Raw genomic sequence first — 15,741 nt, 5'->3', positions numbered from 1 at the left:
CCTGGTAGAAAAGAGGACTTGCGGGGATCGACTTCACTGGTCCAGTTTCCAATCATTATCTGCAATGATGTTTCGCATGTTCCAAACCACCCGTGGATTAGGTCCTCCTGCGCCGCTGAATTGGGGATATACCGTAAAATGCGTGCGGAAGCCCGGCTTCAGGTCGAGCGACAGATTATCATGGCTTTCGCTGACCGGAGTGCACCGGTCGATCGGCTGGTCGGGTGTGTAGCATTCGTAAAGGCGACCGACTAGAGCCGCGCTTTCGAGTGCCTCCCTCCCATGGTTTTGAAACCATCCTTTTACGGAATAGCGAAGCTGCTGATCGTCAGCGTTGGATTGAAGAGCCTGCTCCTCGATTGTCCATTCTGCGATGGGAGAGCTTGCGGGTAGCTCATGTTCGCTCCACCAATCTTGAAACGCGAGAAATCCCAGCCATGCGACGAGCGCGTAAACGGCCCAACGGAAAGGGGCTACCTGCATCATTAATGCGAAGGCAATGCCCGCGCCCACCCAGGCTAGAAGATCATTCTCGCGTTCCGCCACACCTGCTCCTTGCCATTGTTCGGAGTCTGATGACGTGATCCTGCGTCAAAATCGGTCGCAAGACTTGTAGCTGGATCTCGATCTCGATCACCCGCCTTCTGAGAAGCTGATCATGCAAGCTGGCTGCACTTGGTTGGCGCTGAACCGCTCCGCAACAGCTGAGGCACAGCGTCAGCATTTCAAAGCTTGTCAAAAACCGATCCCATCCGCGGTGCGAAAAGGCGTTCATAGGTTCGCAGCAGATGGGCGTCGGTCATGCCTGAAACATAATCACAGATGATCCTCATCGGATCGGGAGCGCTGGCGAATTTGGCGTACGCATCGCTGGGCAGGAATCTCTTGGGCTCAGACTTCATGACCTCGAATACGGCGATCACCATCATCTGCCCTTTGAACTCGAGATGCTGGACGCTGGGGCTACAAATGACTTCCTCGTAAACCAGCTTCGTTACCGCTGTCAGGAAATCCGCTACGGGTTTTGGGACCTCCGCACGATACCGAAGCCTCGGCTCCTCAAATTCGGCTTCGTCGCGGATCTGGATGCTCGGGATGACGAAGTTGAGGATCCGGTTGATCTGGTGTTTGCGGTCGTTGCCGTCACCAAATAGGCGATCGAGTAGGCCCCCGTATACGTCGTTGCCATACTGCCCGCGGTATTGGCTATTAAGATAGTCGAGTAGGCCTTGGCATGCCGCGGCGGGTACGTGCGTTTGAAACTGCTTTTGATCTATCAGTTTGAGCTCAAGCGCGTCCTCTAGGTCGTGGATGCCGAAGCTGATATCATCTGCAAGGTCCATGATCGAGCAAGCGAGGGATTTATGGCGTGCCTTGGCATGCCTCCCCGCTCGAATGTCAAACTGGCGGAAAGCATCCTGATCGCCCTTGGAGAGCGGGGAGAGGACCCAGTCCACGACATCCTGTTCGCTATCCATGAAGCATTTCGGAGGTTCGGATCCTCTGCGATCAAGCAGCGGCGTGCCGCTTGTATCTGCTAACATTCCCGGACGGAGGTCTGGGTTGGCCACCTCGCTGAACGACGCGGGGTATTTGAGAACGCCGAGCAGCGTCTCGCGCGTCAGGTTCGATCCGGCAGCCTCAGAGAATTTCTCCAGGCGCGATAGGATCCGAAGCGTTTGGCCGTTCCCTTCAAAGCCGCCATGATCTCTCATGCAGTAGTTGAGGGCAATTTCGCCGCCATGGCCGAATGGAGGATGCCCCAAATCATGGGTGCAGGCGATCGCCTGGAGGAGCGCATGTTCGGGAAGGTGCCCGAGGGCTGGATGGCCGGGCAGATTATGGACGAGCTGTTTGGCTAACCCGCCAGCGATCTGCGCGACTTCAAGCGAATGCGTGAGGCGAGTGCGGTAGAAATCGCTTTCCCCCAGGTTGAGGATTTGGGTCTTGCCCTGCAGCCGTCGGAAGGAGGCCGAATGAACGACGCGGCCATAATCCACGTCACCCTCAGACCGCGCGTCGAAAGACTTTCGCAACTCTGGTGTTCTGCGATCGAGCCAGCTCATCATGTCTCCAGTTCCTCAGCACAATATCTGCCCGCTAGCATGGAGAATGAAGTGCGGGAACCGATCCTGTTTCGCCACTGACGCGCGGCTGCTGACAAACGTCGCAAGAGGGGGGAGTCCTATCCTCAAACCTCACAACAGATCAAAGAACCTGCTCTGCGGTGCTGGTTGGAAGGAGGATGTTGCGGGTGACGCTTCCACAAAAAATTAAGAGCTTAGAACGTAACGACTGCGGAATGGTTGACTTCTGGAACGGCAGGGATCGGCTCGATGCGACCAATTTTGTCGTGCAACCAGATATCATCCCTCAGCAGTCCTTGGGATTGACGCATTCGTCAGAGGGCCCTGCGGGCATTGACAGGAGAGGTTCGAAATTGACGCAGCGTAATATCACACCGGTGGATATCGAGATTGCAGAACTCCTCTATCCTGTGCTGGTTGAAGCGGCACGGGGCGCTGAGAAACTTACTTGTCTTCAGTTGATTGACCGAGCGAAACAGCGTCATCCAGATAATGCGGCGATTCAAAAACAAGTGCCAGTCGGACTCGGGCGCCGGCTGGCGACAGTACGTGCGTTTACAGCGCCTCTTGGCTACCCGGACCTCACCTGCCTCGTAGTGCAACCGCGGACCAATCGGCCTGCTGACGTTTTCCCAAATCCCGAAGCTGAACAGGCGAAGGTCGCTGCTTTCGACTGGGAAAATGTGGAACCCGCATTTTTCGTGCAGTTGGGAGAATGGCGCAAAGCCACTGAGCGCAGAGCGAAATGTGATCGCGGGACGGCCGTGCAGATCGTTTGGGACTATTACTCAGCCAATCGCGCTCGGATGCCCTCTGCTATCCAGCAGTTTAGGGAGATTCTGATTGAAGAGGTGATGGGTGGTGAGGACGTCGAGCAGGCGTTCGCAGCTATCGTTTTAGAGCTGACTCCAGAGATGGCGTGATGACTAAGCATTTCGCGATCAAACATTACGCCTGATCCGGCCGGTCTTTGGCGTCGGGACCACTGTGGTTATGGCACCAGCCAGTGTTCCCCATCGGCAAGGCGCTGGATCGGCGGAAGGTCGATGCCGGGTGCATCCCATGACAAACCGTGGACTGGGACCAGGGCGCGCGGGTTTACCGCTTTGGCAAAGCGCGCGATGTCGGAAGGGCTGGCGTGGCCGCTGGTGTGGAGGTGCAGCGCCTTTGCACCGGCCTGCCGGGCACGGCCCCAACCCGTGTTTGGAGCGGCTTCGTCCAAGTAGCCGCGCCAGTTAGAGAAGACGTATGCATCGCGCTCTGTGAAGCCGAGGCCGCCGCGCGCGAACTCTGCCACCATGGAGTCCCGCGTCATAACTATCGCTCGACCGCCTGATAGGCGCTTGCGGGAGGTGGCATATGGTTTCCGAGCAAGAGCGTCGACCCAGTCATCGCGACCTTGCCTTGCATAGAGGCGTTTTCCGGAGCCGGTAATGATTACCTGCAACTCGGGGAATCGCGGATCGCCGGGGAAGGGGATCCCCGTGCCAGGTGCAATCCGTTCCAGCACGTCTGCGCCATAGAGGTCCACCACCAGAGAACGCCCGGTACGTTTCGCGGCGCGGAACAATGTGACTGTTCGGTCGAGGTTCTGAGCGGACCAGTTTACGAAAATGTGTCCCGGCACCTCCTGGGCAAGCAGGGTAAAATCCTGTTCCAGCTGCGCTTCGGTGACGACAGGCTTGTGGGTCCCCAGGTTCGTGCCTTCGATGATCAGTGCGTCCACATCTCGGGGCGGATTTGCGATCATCGCCTCAACGAGTGCGGCCTTACGCCCGTGGCAGCGAAAATCTCCAGAATAGAGTATGCGGCGGCCCTCTGCTTCGATCAGGAGCATGTATGCGTCAGCGGCGCTATGGTCGGTGAGGAAAGGTGTCACCGTGAATGCCCCGATAGCGAGAGCACCTGACTTCGCCGGCCAAGTCGAGATTCGGCGCGAGAGCGGCGATCCGAACAGTCCGGATGTCAGCCGCATCAGCTCCGCTGCTTTTTCACCGGTCCAAAGTGGCCAATGCTCGGGCAGTTCGTCGATCAGGCCCCAGTGATCCATGTGCGCGTGGCTGAACAGAACGGTGGCGGGACCGTCGCGATCAAGTGTCTGGGGTAGGAGGCCGCTCGCTTCGCGCGGCGCGTCGAGCGGCCGGCCGGCATCCAGGATCAAGCGCTCGCCTCCTGAGGCGACGAGTTCGATGCACGAGCCGCCGATCGCGCGTGTGCCGCGATGGACAATCACCTCAGGCATCAGCGGCGCGGTTCCAGTTCCGGGATCCTGCCTTGGTCCAAAACGCCAAGGCATGATGCCGTTGGCTTGCAGCCAATTGGAACGACTTTGATGCCAAACCGAGAGAGACGCGCCTCGTGCTCGTTTTGCACGAAGGAGTTCGCATGGGCCAAATAGCGCTCCATCTCTGTACTGCGCGGCACTCCATCGGCTCGGGGCGAACAGTAATTGCCGACGACCACTCCGGGAGGAAGGATCACGGATGCTGCATCGCCGGCGTCGGCAAATGTCTGCCAAGCCGCGATGGCCGGGCCGGTCTTGCCGAACATTTCGGCTAGCGCGAGAAGAATCCGTGCAGCTTCGGAATAGGCTGAGCGTACCTCGCTGGGACCGCCGTCGTGATCCATCCATCCCACATACTTGCGGAGTTGATCCACGACGTGTGGTGCCGCTGGCTTATTGTGGTCGGACCGTAGCTCGCCGTTCACGGCGCATTTCGCTTCCCAGAACCCGATGTCTTGGCCCTGTGCGACCACTAGATCCATGCGCGGCGCGACTCTTCCACTGGTATCGGGACGGGCAGGAAGCGCCATTTCTAAATCCAACGTGCCCGCAGTGACGGCGACCAAATCATCTACGAAACGCTTCTCGTCACCTGCATAGGTTTCGGCAGTGTGAACCCATTTAGCGACGTCCATCATGGGTGCCTTCCCCTGAACGACCGATAAGGACGTGTATTTTTGAGCGTATTTGCTCTCGTCTTCGTGCCCCTTGGCGACGCCTGCCACGTATTTGTCGTGGACTTCGAAACGAGGCGACCCCGAACGAATGCTCAGCTTGGCGACGGACTGGCCCTTTACATAAAAGTTCAAATATCCGTTGCGCACTGCCACGCGTAGGCCATGTGTGCCCGCATCTTCGCCCGGCAGCACCCAGCGGTCGAACAGAGCTTTAATGACGGCGACGTCCCGGTAGTTGCGAAGGACATCGAGGTCGAATTTGCGTTCAAAAAGTGGCATGCAGACGCTCTACTCATCAGTTGCGACAGATTTGGTCATGGATGTCATTGGTTCAGCAAGGGTAGTGTCAGCTCGGCCGGGGACGTGGCGTCCGTTGCCTGCTGTGCCATCACGACCGTTCGGCCGCCTTCCTGCAGAAGGTCGATAACACCAGTTCGGGAGAGCTTATCAACGCACTGCTGCATCCGCCGACTTGCCACCGGAGGGTTGTAACCTTTCGGCCAATAGGCGCTGACGATTAAACCCGGACGGTCGATTATGGCTGGAGGTAGATGCGTGGCTATTGCGCGCCACAGAGGAGCGCTGCGAGGGCATGTGCCGCTACGGAAAAGCTCGTCCAGATTCACCAGTGCCTCGGCCGCTTGACGTAATTGGGCCGCTGCGGCGTTGCCGTCATCCTCATTCTCAATGGGCTGCAACAAGGCCGGGGCGCCAACATCTCGCCCGTGCAACTTATGGGAGCAGGCAGTCATGACGTCCCACAACGCTATTCGGGCAGGGTAGCTAGTTCCTGCCTGAGCAACAGCAATGCGACCTCCATATCGGCGGTCTCCGGAACCAGATTCCACAATCACACCTATTACGCCGGGGTTAGCTGCGATGACCTCTTCAAGGAAACAGGAGCCCTCGTACCGGGGCGTAGCTGCCTCCTCTATACCGCTGATTATCTCGTCCGTTCGCTTTGGTGTCGCCAGTGCTGCAGAGCGATAAGTCCTTACACCGCCATCGGCGGTCACGGTGAGCAAGGGTGCGGCATCAGCGGAAAGCAAAGAGGCCACCTTCCTACCGTAATGATAGATGGCGATGCTGTCCTTACAAGGCATCATCCGCAGCGGCGTCACTGGAGAAAGTGGACAACCTGGCCGTGCCCACCGTTCGAAAAGCGCTCGCACGACATTGCCCGGATGGGCCACGTCCCACCGAGCCAAAGAACTGATGTCGTAGATCCCAGGCAACTTCGTCCCTTTTTCGTAGGAAGATAGCATCACTTTACGATTTTCGATGTTCACATCCCACGGTAGCTCATGTCGCCGAATGGCGAGGCGAGCGGGAATTGAAAAGCCACCTATTGTGTCGAAGTGGAGACTTAGGGGTCAGCATGAACGGGCGCTCACCTGCAGAAGGCCTCCGACTATCGGCATATGGATGAATAGTTCGCAGGGAACACCAGGTCGGGCCTTGTCGAGCGCGTCGGCGTAGAGCTGGATTTGGGAGCCGTGCCCAACCGCTCGTGCATCCCAGCTTTCCGGCGAACCCGGAAAGGATTTGTGATCGATGATGGCGAAGCCGCTGTCATGCTCAACCAGTAAGTCGATGCGACCCGTTACAAGCTGATCTCCGATCCGGGCGGAAACTGGGGTCTCGCGATGAATTCGGCCGCTCGGCCATCGCTTCGAGATCTCGGCCAACAGCCGCTCATTGGCTCCCAGCACGTCCTTTGCGGCAACCTGATGCACCCCCCACCGATCAAGGATCGCTTGTGCCCGAATGAGGCGGGCTTCATACGGATCGTGAGGTTGATCTGCCGCAATGATAGCGTGAACGGCTTCGCCGAGCAGGGTCATGTCTGGGCTGCCTGCGAACGGCAAACGCGGGCCGATCGTTGATTTCTCTACGATGATGAAGGCTTCGCTGCTGGAGGCCTCGCTGGGGCGACGATGAAGCGGCGCTCGGTGCGTAACTGGCCGTGCGATGCGTCCGAATGATACAACCGCAGGTTGAGACTCCCCGCCTTCACCGCACACCAGCGTTGCGGTTCTCGCAGGAAAAGTTTTCGTCCCCGCATGGATCTCTTCGCCGCCGCTACGTGGTAGAGCGAAATGCTCCGTTTGATCCCCATCGAGAACCTTCAACCAGTGAAGTGTCCCCTTAGCTGGAGGCGCAAACACAAGATGATCCCGAGCCCGGGTCGTGCCGACGTAAAGTAAGCGGGCCTCCTCATCCCTCGATCGGATCGCAGCCTGTTGCCCAAGCGCAGAACTGGGCGCTGACGAATCGAGATATACGTCCTTTTCTTGGCTCGCATATGGCCAAGGCCAGTAGCGGATCCAGCGTCCGACGAGAGGATTTTGCCAGTCGACATCGCCCTCGGCTTCGGCGGTCGGTTCGAACAGTCGAGGCTTGGGCTCCTTGCCCAGCCCAGTCAGGATTACGACGGGCCATTCAAGTCCCTTCGCTCCATGGTAGGTCATGACTTTAACAGCATCGTCCCGCAGGCTTCGCGGGCGGGCTGGGTTCTCTGCAGCCAACGCGAGTGCCAGCCCCGAAGGCGTCGCAGGAGATCCCTCGCCCGCGCAGCTTTCCTCATAGCTCCGAGCGAAGCCGCGAAGCGCTTCGAGATCATCGAGACGTGCCGGCACATCGCCCCAACTTTCGATGCGGCGATTGAGCTCAGGCAGAAGGATGATCGCATCGACGAGATCTGCTGGCGTTAGCGATAGAATGCCCTCACGGATCTCGATAAGGGCAGCGGAGATTGGCACGATGGCGAGTAGTGCCTCCGAGGTATTTCCCGCGCCGAGCGCCTCAAGCCAGGTCTCTGATTCCGGATCTTCGGCGAAGAAGCGGGCAAGTTCGGCAAGCGCGAGACGGTCTGTCGGATCGGCAACCCAGCGGAATGCGGCCATCACCAGTTGAACATGCGGCGTTTGTGCAAGCCCCTCACGCTCGACGGCTGCCTTGACGCCTTGCTGGCTGAGCGCGGCCGACACTTTGGCGATATCCGCTTTGCTACGGCATAGAATAGCGATGTCTCCAGCGCGTAGCGCCCGAACGCCTTTGGGCTTGGCTGCCACTTCCCATGGTTGGTCGGCTGTCACCATCTCGCGGATTTGGGCCGCCAATGCGGCATATTGAAGCTCAAGCTTTCCTTCGAGCCACCAAACCGCAAGCGGCGTCTGCGTGAATTCCTCTTCGCTGCGACCTGTTCCGCTGAACGCATGTTCCTCCGCTTTAAGACCCATCGCGCTCAGAGCCGGCGCAAATGCCGCGTTGACGAGGTTTATAATGCCCTCGCGGCTTCGGTATGAGGTCGCCAGCACATCTTGCGGTTCGCTCGACGATGCAGCCACTCCCGCGAACGCGGCTTGGGTGAGGGCGCTGTCGGCATTGCGGAAGCCGTAGATGGCCTGCTTGGGGTCTCCTACCCATGTGCTTGCGTCGACCAAGCCGGACATCGCTGTGAAAATAGCGACTTGAAGCGGACTAGAATCTTGAAATTCATCGACAAACAGTCGGCCAATGCGCTCACCGAGTCCCGCAGACATCGTCGGGTCACGAAGGACGTCGAGCGCGAGCGCCTCTTGGTCGGTGAAGTCCAATAAACCGCGCTCTGCCTTATAAGCTTGGAACGCTGTCAGGGCTTCGGCCGCACAGGCGAATACCGACCTGATGAACTGGCTGCAATCCTCCCGAAGCCGCGGATGTGCAGGATGACGGCCGGCTGCTTGAGCAACTGCCTCAAGAGCGTCGATGAAGGCCTGACCATCTTTCTTGGCGCAGCTCACCTTCGACAGGCGGGCCCAGTTTGGCCAAGAAATCCGTTCTCCTCGACGAATGCTTGCATCGACCTGTCGCAGCAACGCTATGTGGGGCTTGGCAGTCGCGCTCGATTCAGCAGGAACCGCAGTCACTGCCGAACTTACGGCCTTTCGCAAATCTGTATCGAGATCCTCACTGCTCCGGATCGACACCGCTGGTAGCAATTCGAGGAAAGTTGCGACGGATCGCTCCGCTGAAACGGATAGATCTTGGGCGGGAATACCATTCGCTCGAGCGAGCTCGATCAAACGCCTGACGGTGGTACGCCAATCACTTCGTTCAGCGTCAGCGGCTCGTTTAGGCTCGAAGAACCCCATGACATCGGCGAGCGAATTCAGCGTTGGCGCGTGACGCTCGATCGCAGCATCGGCGGCGATCGCGAAAATACGGGGAACGCTGCCTTCGGGAATGATCTCGGCCCGCGGAGATCGCCCCAGAGCGATGGCGTTCTCAGATACAATCTGACCGCAAATGGCATTTACCGTTCCAAAGCGGGCTCCAAGCAATCGCGCGGCCTTATCCGGCATGCCCAATTCGAACAGTTTGGCTCGGGAACGCTCGATCAGTTCGTCCGCTGCTTTCACGGTGAATGTGGTTGCGACGATCGTCTCGGGATCACGGGATGTGACCTCCGTCGCGATGTTGCCGACAATGCGGGTGGTTTTGCCGGCGCCGGCAGACGCCACGACGGTCGTGATATTGGGAGCGGTCATCTTCAGTTAGCCTCCACGCCCACGCGACAGAGCGCTGTGAGTTCGCAATAGCGACACGGTTCGGTCCCCGGCTCGATCGGGAGATCGGCCGGTATGTGGGCCTCGGCCTCATCGGCACCCGTCGCAACCGCAATCCCCGCCCGGGCTAGATCGCGCCACACCTGCCACGTCGACACGAGATTCGACCATGTGTCGGGCAGGCTATGGTCGGATTCGACCGATTCCTCCGCCAGGAACGAACCGCTCACCCCGATCAGCTGCCGCTGGTTCAGCATATAGAATGCGCCTGGAGCAGGCGTGGTGCTGTTGGAATTTGCTATCGCACCGTATGTCGCGAGCTGAATCGAACGACCTTCGGCGAGCTCCTTGCGCCGCGTTTTAGCGCTCCTTGACCATTTCAGATCAATTACGCCTGTGCCGTGAGTCGGATGCTCTATCAGCATGTCGATGCGGCCCTTTACATCCGGTCCATCGACGAACGTCCTTGCGCGTTCGATTTCCGTCCCAATCACCTTTACATCCATCGTTTGTAGGAGACGTGCGAGTTGGGCCAGAGCAGCTGGAACTTTGACCCGGGCCGACGCGAGTTCGCCAGCATATTCCGGCTGCTGGAGTGGCGTAGCGATCGCGCTGAGCAACTCGTCAAATAGATCGTTGGCTTGCGAGAAAACGGATTCAGGGTCAGGCACAGGACCTGGCGGGAAAACGCGATTCGCAAGTTCATGGGCGAGGTTGCCCAGTAGCTGGCTTGTGCCGGGGATCTCAGCAACCCGGCCGCCTGAGAGCCGCAAAACGTCAAGAAGGAGCCATCGCATTTGGCAGTCCGCGAGATGTTCCAAGCTGGTGGCGCTTTCGACGCGATCGTCGAGTTTGGCGATCACAGATGCCGGCAGAGACCAGCGAGGGCGCTGTGCTGGCAGGATGTTTGGAGTGATCGCTTCACGGAGAATCTCACGCCCTGCGAGCTCATGAGACGGCCTGTGCAATAGCTGTTCTGCTGGCCATTGGATCATGTCCTTAGCAGGTGTCGTCAATGGGTTCAGCTGATGGGCGAGGGGATGGCTCGTCGTCTCCTCCCCGGCCGAAAGCGCCGGTGAGAAAAGAATGACGCGCTCTCCAGCGCGATGCACTGCGTTGGCATTGCTCCAGCCGATCCGGGCGCTAGCCGCGGCCGGCGATTCGATTTCGCATCCACGGGCCTTTAGACCAGCGACCTCAGCGGCGCTCCATGGCGATGAGCTCATGCGCTCTCCGGGACCTTTGAAGTCCCACCAAAGCACATTCTTAGCATCACCCCATATGGCGCCTGGATGGCGCACGGCACGCAAGCCGCCCGACGTCGCTATGTGGTTGGGGTTTTGAGCGCCGTCCGCAAGCACTTGGTCTGTCATCCGGCCGAGCAGCATCGGAGAGAGCATCTCGATGTTCAGCACATCGATCGCTTGCACGAGGGCCTGCGCGGCACCAACTAGCGTCAGAAGAAGCGGGTCAGCATTCCCTGCATTTGTCTCGAGCGCCCATTGCGCGACGCGAGCAGCGATCGACTTGGCAGCCTCCGCAGGCATGCCTTCGTGCCGTTGGTATAATTCTCCAGACGTCCATTGCCTCCACGCCGCAAGCTTCGCATCGCGCTTTTCTTGAGGTTCTGTGGACATTCGTTCGTCAAGATCTGACTCGATATTACCCCACGCATTAAGCCAGGCTGGGCCGCCCGTGCCAGGTTCGCGGCTCAGTGCATAGGCGAGCCTACGCGCCGCACTTCGCGCGATGGGGGGGCGCGGTAGCATGAGCAAGTCAAGCATTGCCTTCGCATTGAATGGTGCCCACGAAGCGGCGAAGGCGAGCGGCAGCACTTGAAGTGCTCCACGCCACGGAGACGAGGCCGACAAGCCCAGAGCGGGAAGCCCGCGAGCTTGAAGCGCGCGGTCCAATAGTGCTGTGTCTCCATCCGCGTTCACTATGACTGTGTCATGCAACTCGGCTTCCGAACAATGGGCAAGCCACTCTGCAGCTGCTTCGGCCGCCGCCAAGGCTGTGTCCGCGTGAACGATCACGAAGCTACCATCGCCTGTTAACGTCGAGGGTGAGCCGTCCGCGAGAAAGGCTTGCACGTGGCCCAGGTCGTTGGCGGAAGTTGCACAGGCTGGAGCCTGCGAGATTTCTACCCCCGATCCCTCCAGCGTATCGATAAGGCGCTGCCAGAGAGGCGGCAGCAAATCTCGGGGCTCGACCAGCTCGATTGAGGCGAGTGGTAGACTGGCACGGACCTTAACCGCCTCGCAGAGCGTGCGCGTGCGATCTCCGATTCCCGGCGGGAGGGGAGGACCAGCCTCTTCCGCCACCGCAAATGCATCAAGCCGGGCGGCACCGATATGGCTGCCAGACCAGCCGCCGGCGACCAGCTCATCTCGCCAACCGAGCAATGATGCGGCAGTGGCCCACGGATCAAGGGTCAACGACTGAGCGAAGAACAGATCGGGGGCGGTGGCCAGCGCGGCACGTAGTTTAGCAGCATAACTGGAAACTCGAACCGCATGTGCCACCCGGGGAGCTGTGAGGCCCAGCTGCACCTCGAGCATCTCTATTAGGCCTTGTGGCCCCACAACGGCGGCATTGAAGACGCCTTCATCGCGCCCCGGGAAATCCGGAAAGGAAGGGCCATCGCATGAAAGGCCGAAGATAAGCTTCATTCTTAACTATCCCCCATCCGCGAGCTGCCTCGTCAGCGCACGGCATCGCTGGCCGTAAGCGCAAATGCTTTGTCATGTCATTAATGAATGCGCCCACGACAAAGTCGGTCGTTACAGTTTCGGCTCATGAAAACAGAGCCTTGGCGCCTTCCTCTAGTATCGCCAAGCTGTGCCCAATTGCTCGGAAAGGTGGCACCGGATCAATCCCGCAAGGCGGCTGCTGGAAGCAGGATGTTTGAGAGGTTGAGTGGGGGAATTTTTGGCTGTCGCTGAGAAGTGAAATGTTCCTCAGGCGTCGGAGGGCAGCCGCCTCCGCGCCAAATCGAAGAGACCAGATATGGTATATGTGAATGACGAAGATCGGCAGCGGATCTCGGACGGTGAAGAGGCCGCACGCGCGCTTGCCAAGATGGCGGGCTGGGCCACTCAACCCTGCGATGCGCTATTCCCGCAGATCCTGAGCGGATATCGTTACGGTAAGCGCGCCGGACTCGTTCTTGGTCACTGGCGCCGCGAAATTTCATTCGGCAAATTGATCGAGATAGTCCGTCAGACACGAACGGACATCCTTATCCTTGAGCCAGGGCGCGACACCTCGAGGCGGAAGACTTATTATCTTTCGCTGATTCTCGCTCGGGCCGGTGAGGTCCGCCTCCACCGCGGTCTGCGGCTCTGGTCTGCCGACTTTGATTCGCCGCTGAAGATAGTCGCAGATCCACGGGATAGGGATCTCGACCCCTGCTTTTTTAGCATTCGGTCGACCGGGGTTGCAGAGGAAGCTGGAGCACCTTTTGGTGATCCGGTCTCTGCTGAGACAGGCTTGCGGATCGCCGATCTTCGCTGGGTCGCGGAAATCGGAGGAAACTTCGTATGAGCCACGACGAGAATTTGCTTTGGGAATCGTACCTCCCGGCCGGATGGCGACCGCTGTTTCGCGAGCTGTTGGCCGATCTGCAGTCGGCGGGTATTTCGGTGAGAGTGACCCAAGCCAAAGAGAAGTTCGGGGAACTGAGAGTCTATATCGATCGGCCTGACCAAGCGGCAGCGCCGCTCATTGCAGCCGCTGAGCAGCGTTCGACCCGCATGTGCCAAGAGTGTGGCGCTGCTGGTGAGCTGATGGTCGGTAATTATCTCTATGCCACCCTTTGTAAGGAGCATGGGGCCGGTTTCACAAAACCGCTCGGGCGGCCGATGATATCGCTGAACCTCCGGTACCCAAAAGACGATTGAAGATGAGCGCTGCCGACACCAAGCGGCAGCGGTTTCGATCGGATGAGAAGAGCTCAGGTGACTGAGCAGATGAGATGAAAATCTTGGGGTGATGCGCGTCCAAGCTCAGCGGATCGCGCCCCTAAAAGGAAGATAATAAATATGTTTAGCTCGATGAACGCGCAGCCCGGCTCGGGTGCGCCAACGATCCCGTTCGTCCGTGACGCAGTCCAGCGCGCGATGATCAAGGTCGCTTGGGAAATCGGCGGGCCTATCAGCTTCGATCCGGCCTTTGGGGGTGGAGTGCTCCTGCTTCAGGAAGCCAACCTCTTAATCCTTGGTACGTCGGCATTTCGGCCCCTTGGGCAGCAGCTGTTCGGCCAGATCGGTGACCTCTACGGCATGGACACTCTGCTCGTCCGGTTCGACGCATATCAATGCAGCTTCGATATTCTTTTTCACGGCGAAGGCGAGTGGCTGTCGGATTATCGGCAAAGCCTTTTGGGCGGACAGGTCTGGTTTGTTCCCGCGCATGAAGACCAATCCTGCACCGTCAGGGCTGACAGTCAGGGGCTCTTCCTCAATCCCCCTATGCTGCCGGACTCGTTCTATCCGCCGAGTGCGGCCGAGGCCCAGCCGGCAGGGAGGGATGTCGCATGACCCAGAAGAAATCGAAGGCGGGTCCAGAGGAATTGTCTTGCTTCTATCTCGATTGGCCTGCTCATCCCCAGTTTCGCTACATGCGTTGGTATTGGAAGTCGGACGGGGCGCGTATCGGCATTGCCGCCCCGGTGTTGGCAAAGCTCAACCCCTCCGGTCATCAGGCGGCTCGGCATGACCTCCTCCTTCCGAGCAGTGCGCCGGGGGAATATGCGGACCTTCGCTATTTGCTCGAACGCTATGATGCTACCCAGCCCCTCATCGAACGGAATGGTTATGCTCAGTTCAATATCGTTCTGGATGCCGACCGCCCTCTCCACGCAGATTGGGAACTGGTCCGCGCCTGGGCGCTGCGCTATTTCGTGCGCGAGCTGCAACTTGCCGCTGTCCTCGTCCTGCATGCGCCATTCCTGGCGGGCTCTGCGAATGAACCCCATGTCCACATATTGGTGCCAGCTCGGCGGCTGACTGCGAATGGGTTTGGTCTGCACGCGCGTGACACTTGCTCCGATGCAGGTGCGGCTGAAGCGCTTGCCAGCTGGTTGGCGTTCAACGGGGTGGAAGCAGTATGAAGCTGATTGAGCCGCCAACTAGGTGGGCCAATGGATCCCTGCTGCGGCTGATGATCCGGGAGGTACCATGAGGAAGTCTCACCGGCCGTTCGCAGCAACGCGTGGCAGATTGAAGCATGGGGTGTCCCAGCGTCAAATTAATAAACTTGGGTGGCTAAAGGCGCCGAAGCTCCCAGTCGGTTATCCTCGCCGCGTTATACGTTTGGACCTGTGGCTGCTGCGGGAACACCCGGCCGCCGTCTGCGTCCGGGCGAGGCATGATCTGGTAGTCGTCCTCCGCTGTGGCAAACCTGCTTTCGTTGTGGTCCACTTCGCCTATGCGACAGAATTTTTGGACATTCGGCGTATCATGAACAAGCCCGCCTCAGAGGGCAAGCGGCGTTGCTCGACCTGAATGTTGATCAGAGCTAACGGCTTAGCAAGGAATGAACAATAAGGCCGAACGGTGCTTGCTATCACTCCTTTGGCGCTACCTGCGACCGACACATGGCCGTCAATTTGGAGCAATGTCAATTTATGGCGAGGACGCGCCATGGACGAATTCGCCCGAGCCGAGGCAGCCGTCAGCGAAGCGCTCCTGTTCCTATCGGAAGTGCCTGGGCGTGGCGAAGCAGTTAGCCTTCCGCACCTTGTTGGCCAGCGCTTCGCGGCGTTGGGCGAATTGGTGAGTGAAAATGGTGCGTTCGCTGCGGAGGGGAAGGGCGTAGCTAAATCGCTTGCCGAATGGAACGTACATCACACCTTCCGGTCCCTATTGTGCCACGGGACGGCGACGGTGACCGTCGATCATCGTGGCCGATGGCATTTGGTGCTGAAGATGCTCACCTTCAGATCCGGCGAAGCCGTCCGAGAGTCGATGGTCATAGATGAAGAAGAGGCTGCCGAACGGCTGACAGCACTGCATGCCTCACGCCAGCGGCTAGAAGGTAGGCTGCGGGGAATGACGGCCGGCATCTGTCGTTAGCTTCGACGCCCGGTCCTGCTAATATTGACGTAGCAATGCCTGGCAGGCCGTGATCGCGCACGGACG

13 protein-coding genes are annotated in these 15,741 nt (G+C 59.0%); 6 read left to right on the top strand and 7 right to left on the bottom strand.

Annotation, left to right across the window (positions count from 1 at the left end; all coding sequences use genetic code 11):
• Window positions 1–33 precede the first annotated feature (33 nt).
• Window positions 34–546 carry a hypothetical protein gene (locus A8G00_RS16285; RefSeq protein WP_103001158.1) on the bottom strand — a complete coding sequence of 171 codons (513 nt, stop codon included), beginning with the start codon at window positions 544–546 and terminating at the stop codon, window positions 34–36.
• 179 nt (window positions 547–725) lie between these two features.
• Window positions 726–2,069: an anti-phage deoxyguanosine triphosphatase gene (locus A8G00_RS16280; protein ID WP_172451880.1), complete on the bottom strand. Its 1,344-nt coding sequence runs from the start codon at window positions 2,067–2,069 to the stop codon at window positions 726–728.
• Window positions 2,070–2,245: 176 nt separating this feature from the next.
• Here A8G00_RS16280 and A8G00_RS16275 point away from each other — a divergent pair, with 176 nt between their 5' ends.
• Entirely contained in the window at window positions 2,246–3,010 is a 765-nt protein-coding gene (locus A8G00_RS16275; protein ID WP_103001157.1) for a hypothetical protein, read from the top strand.
• A gap of 68 nt (window positions 3,011–3,078) precedes the next feature.
• On the opposite strand, the gene A8G00_RS16270 is transcribed toward A8G00_RS16275, so the two are convergent.
• From A8G00_RS16270 to A8G00_RS16255, 5 genes are all read right to left on the bottom strand, one after another.
• Window positions 3,079–4,329 (bottom strand): MBL fold metallo-hydrolase, encoded by a 1,251-nt coding sequence (locus A8G00_RS16270; protein WP_253258019.1) that lies wholly within the window; start codon window positions 4,327–4,329, stop codon window positions 3,079–3,081.
• Window positions 4,329–5,327 (bottom strand): hypothetical protein, encoded by a 999-nt coding sequence (locus tag A8G00_RS16265; protein ID WP_103001156.1) that lies wholly within the window; start codon window positions 5,325–5,327, stop codon window positions 4,329–4,331. Before A8G00_RS16265 ends, A8G00_RS16270 begins: the two co-directional genes overlap by 1 nt.
• A 44-nt stretch (window positions 5,328–5,371) precedes the next feature.
• On the bottom strand, window positions 5,372–6,337 hold the full coding sequence (locus A8G00_RS24845; RefSeq protein WP_146032605.1) for a hypothetical protein: 966 nt from the start codon (window positions 6,335–6,337) through the stop codon (window positions 5,372–5,374).
• A gap of 84 nt (window positions 6,338–6,421) precedes the next feature.
• Entirely contained in the window at window positions 6,422–9,580 is a 3,159-nt protein-coding gene (locus A8G00_RS16260) for an exodeoxyribonuclease V subunit beta (protein WP_103001155.1), read from the bottom strand.
• 2 nt (window positions 9,581–9,582) lie between these two features.
• Entirely contained in the window at window positions 9,583–12,270 is a 2,688-nt protein-coding gene (locus tag A8G00_RS16255) for a PD-(D/E)XK nuclease family protein (RefSeq protein ID WP_103001154.1), read from the bottom strand.
• 337 nt (window positions 12,271–12,607) lie between these two features.
• On the opposite strand from A8G00_RS16255, the gene A8G00_RS16250 reads away from it, so the two are divergent.
• From A8G00_RS16250 to A8G00_RS16230, 5 genes are all read left to right on the top strand, one after another.
• On the top strand, window positions 12,608–13,144 hold the full coding sequence (locus A8G00_RS16250; protein WP_103001153.1) for a hypothetical protein: 537 nt from the start codon (window positions 12,608–12,610) through the stop codon (window positions 13,142–13,144).
• A complete protein-coding gene (locus A8G00_RS16245) occupies window positions 13,141–13,500 on the top strand; it encodes a hypothetical protein (protein WP_103001152.1) in 360 nt (119 codons plus the stop codon). The genes A8G00_RS16250 and A8G00_RS16245 overlap by 4 nt, the downstream gene beginning before the upstream one ends.
• Before the next feature lie 153 nt (window positions 13,501–13,653).
• Complete coding sequence (locus A8G00_RS16240; RefSeq protein ID WP_172451879.1) at window positions 13,654–14,139, top strand: hypothetical protein; 486 nt, start codon at window positions 13,654–13,656, stop codon at window positions 14,137–14,139.
• Window positions 14,136–14,711, top strand: a complete 576-nt coding sequence (locus A8G00_RS16235) for a hypothetical protein (protein ID WP_103001150.1) — start codon at window positions 14,136–14,138, stop codon at window positions 14,709–14,711. Before A8G00_RS16240 ends, A8G00_RS16235 begins: the two co-directional genes overlap by 4 nt.
• 532 nt (window positions 14,712–15,243) lie before the next feature.
• A complete protein-coding gene (locus A8G00_RS16230; protein ID WP_103001149.1) occupies window positions 15,244–15,675 on the top strand; it encodes a hypothetical protein in 432 nt (143 codons plus the stop codon).
• The last annotated feature ends 66 nt before the right edge of the window (window positions 15,676–15,741 follow it).

Source organism: Sphingobium sp. SA916, assembly GCF_002894065.1.
In the GTDB taxonomy this organism is placed as follows: domain Bacteria; phylum Pseudomonadota; class Alphaproteobacteria; order Sphingomonadales; family Sphingomonadaceae; genus Sphingobium; species Sphingobium fuliginis.
The sequence above is the reverse complement of the archived record's forward strand: the minus strand, read 5'-3'. Positions and strand labels throughout refer to the sequence as shown.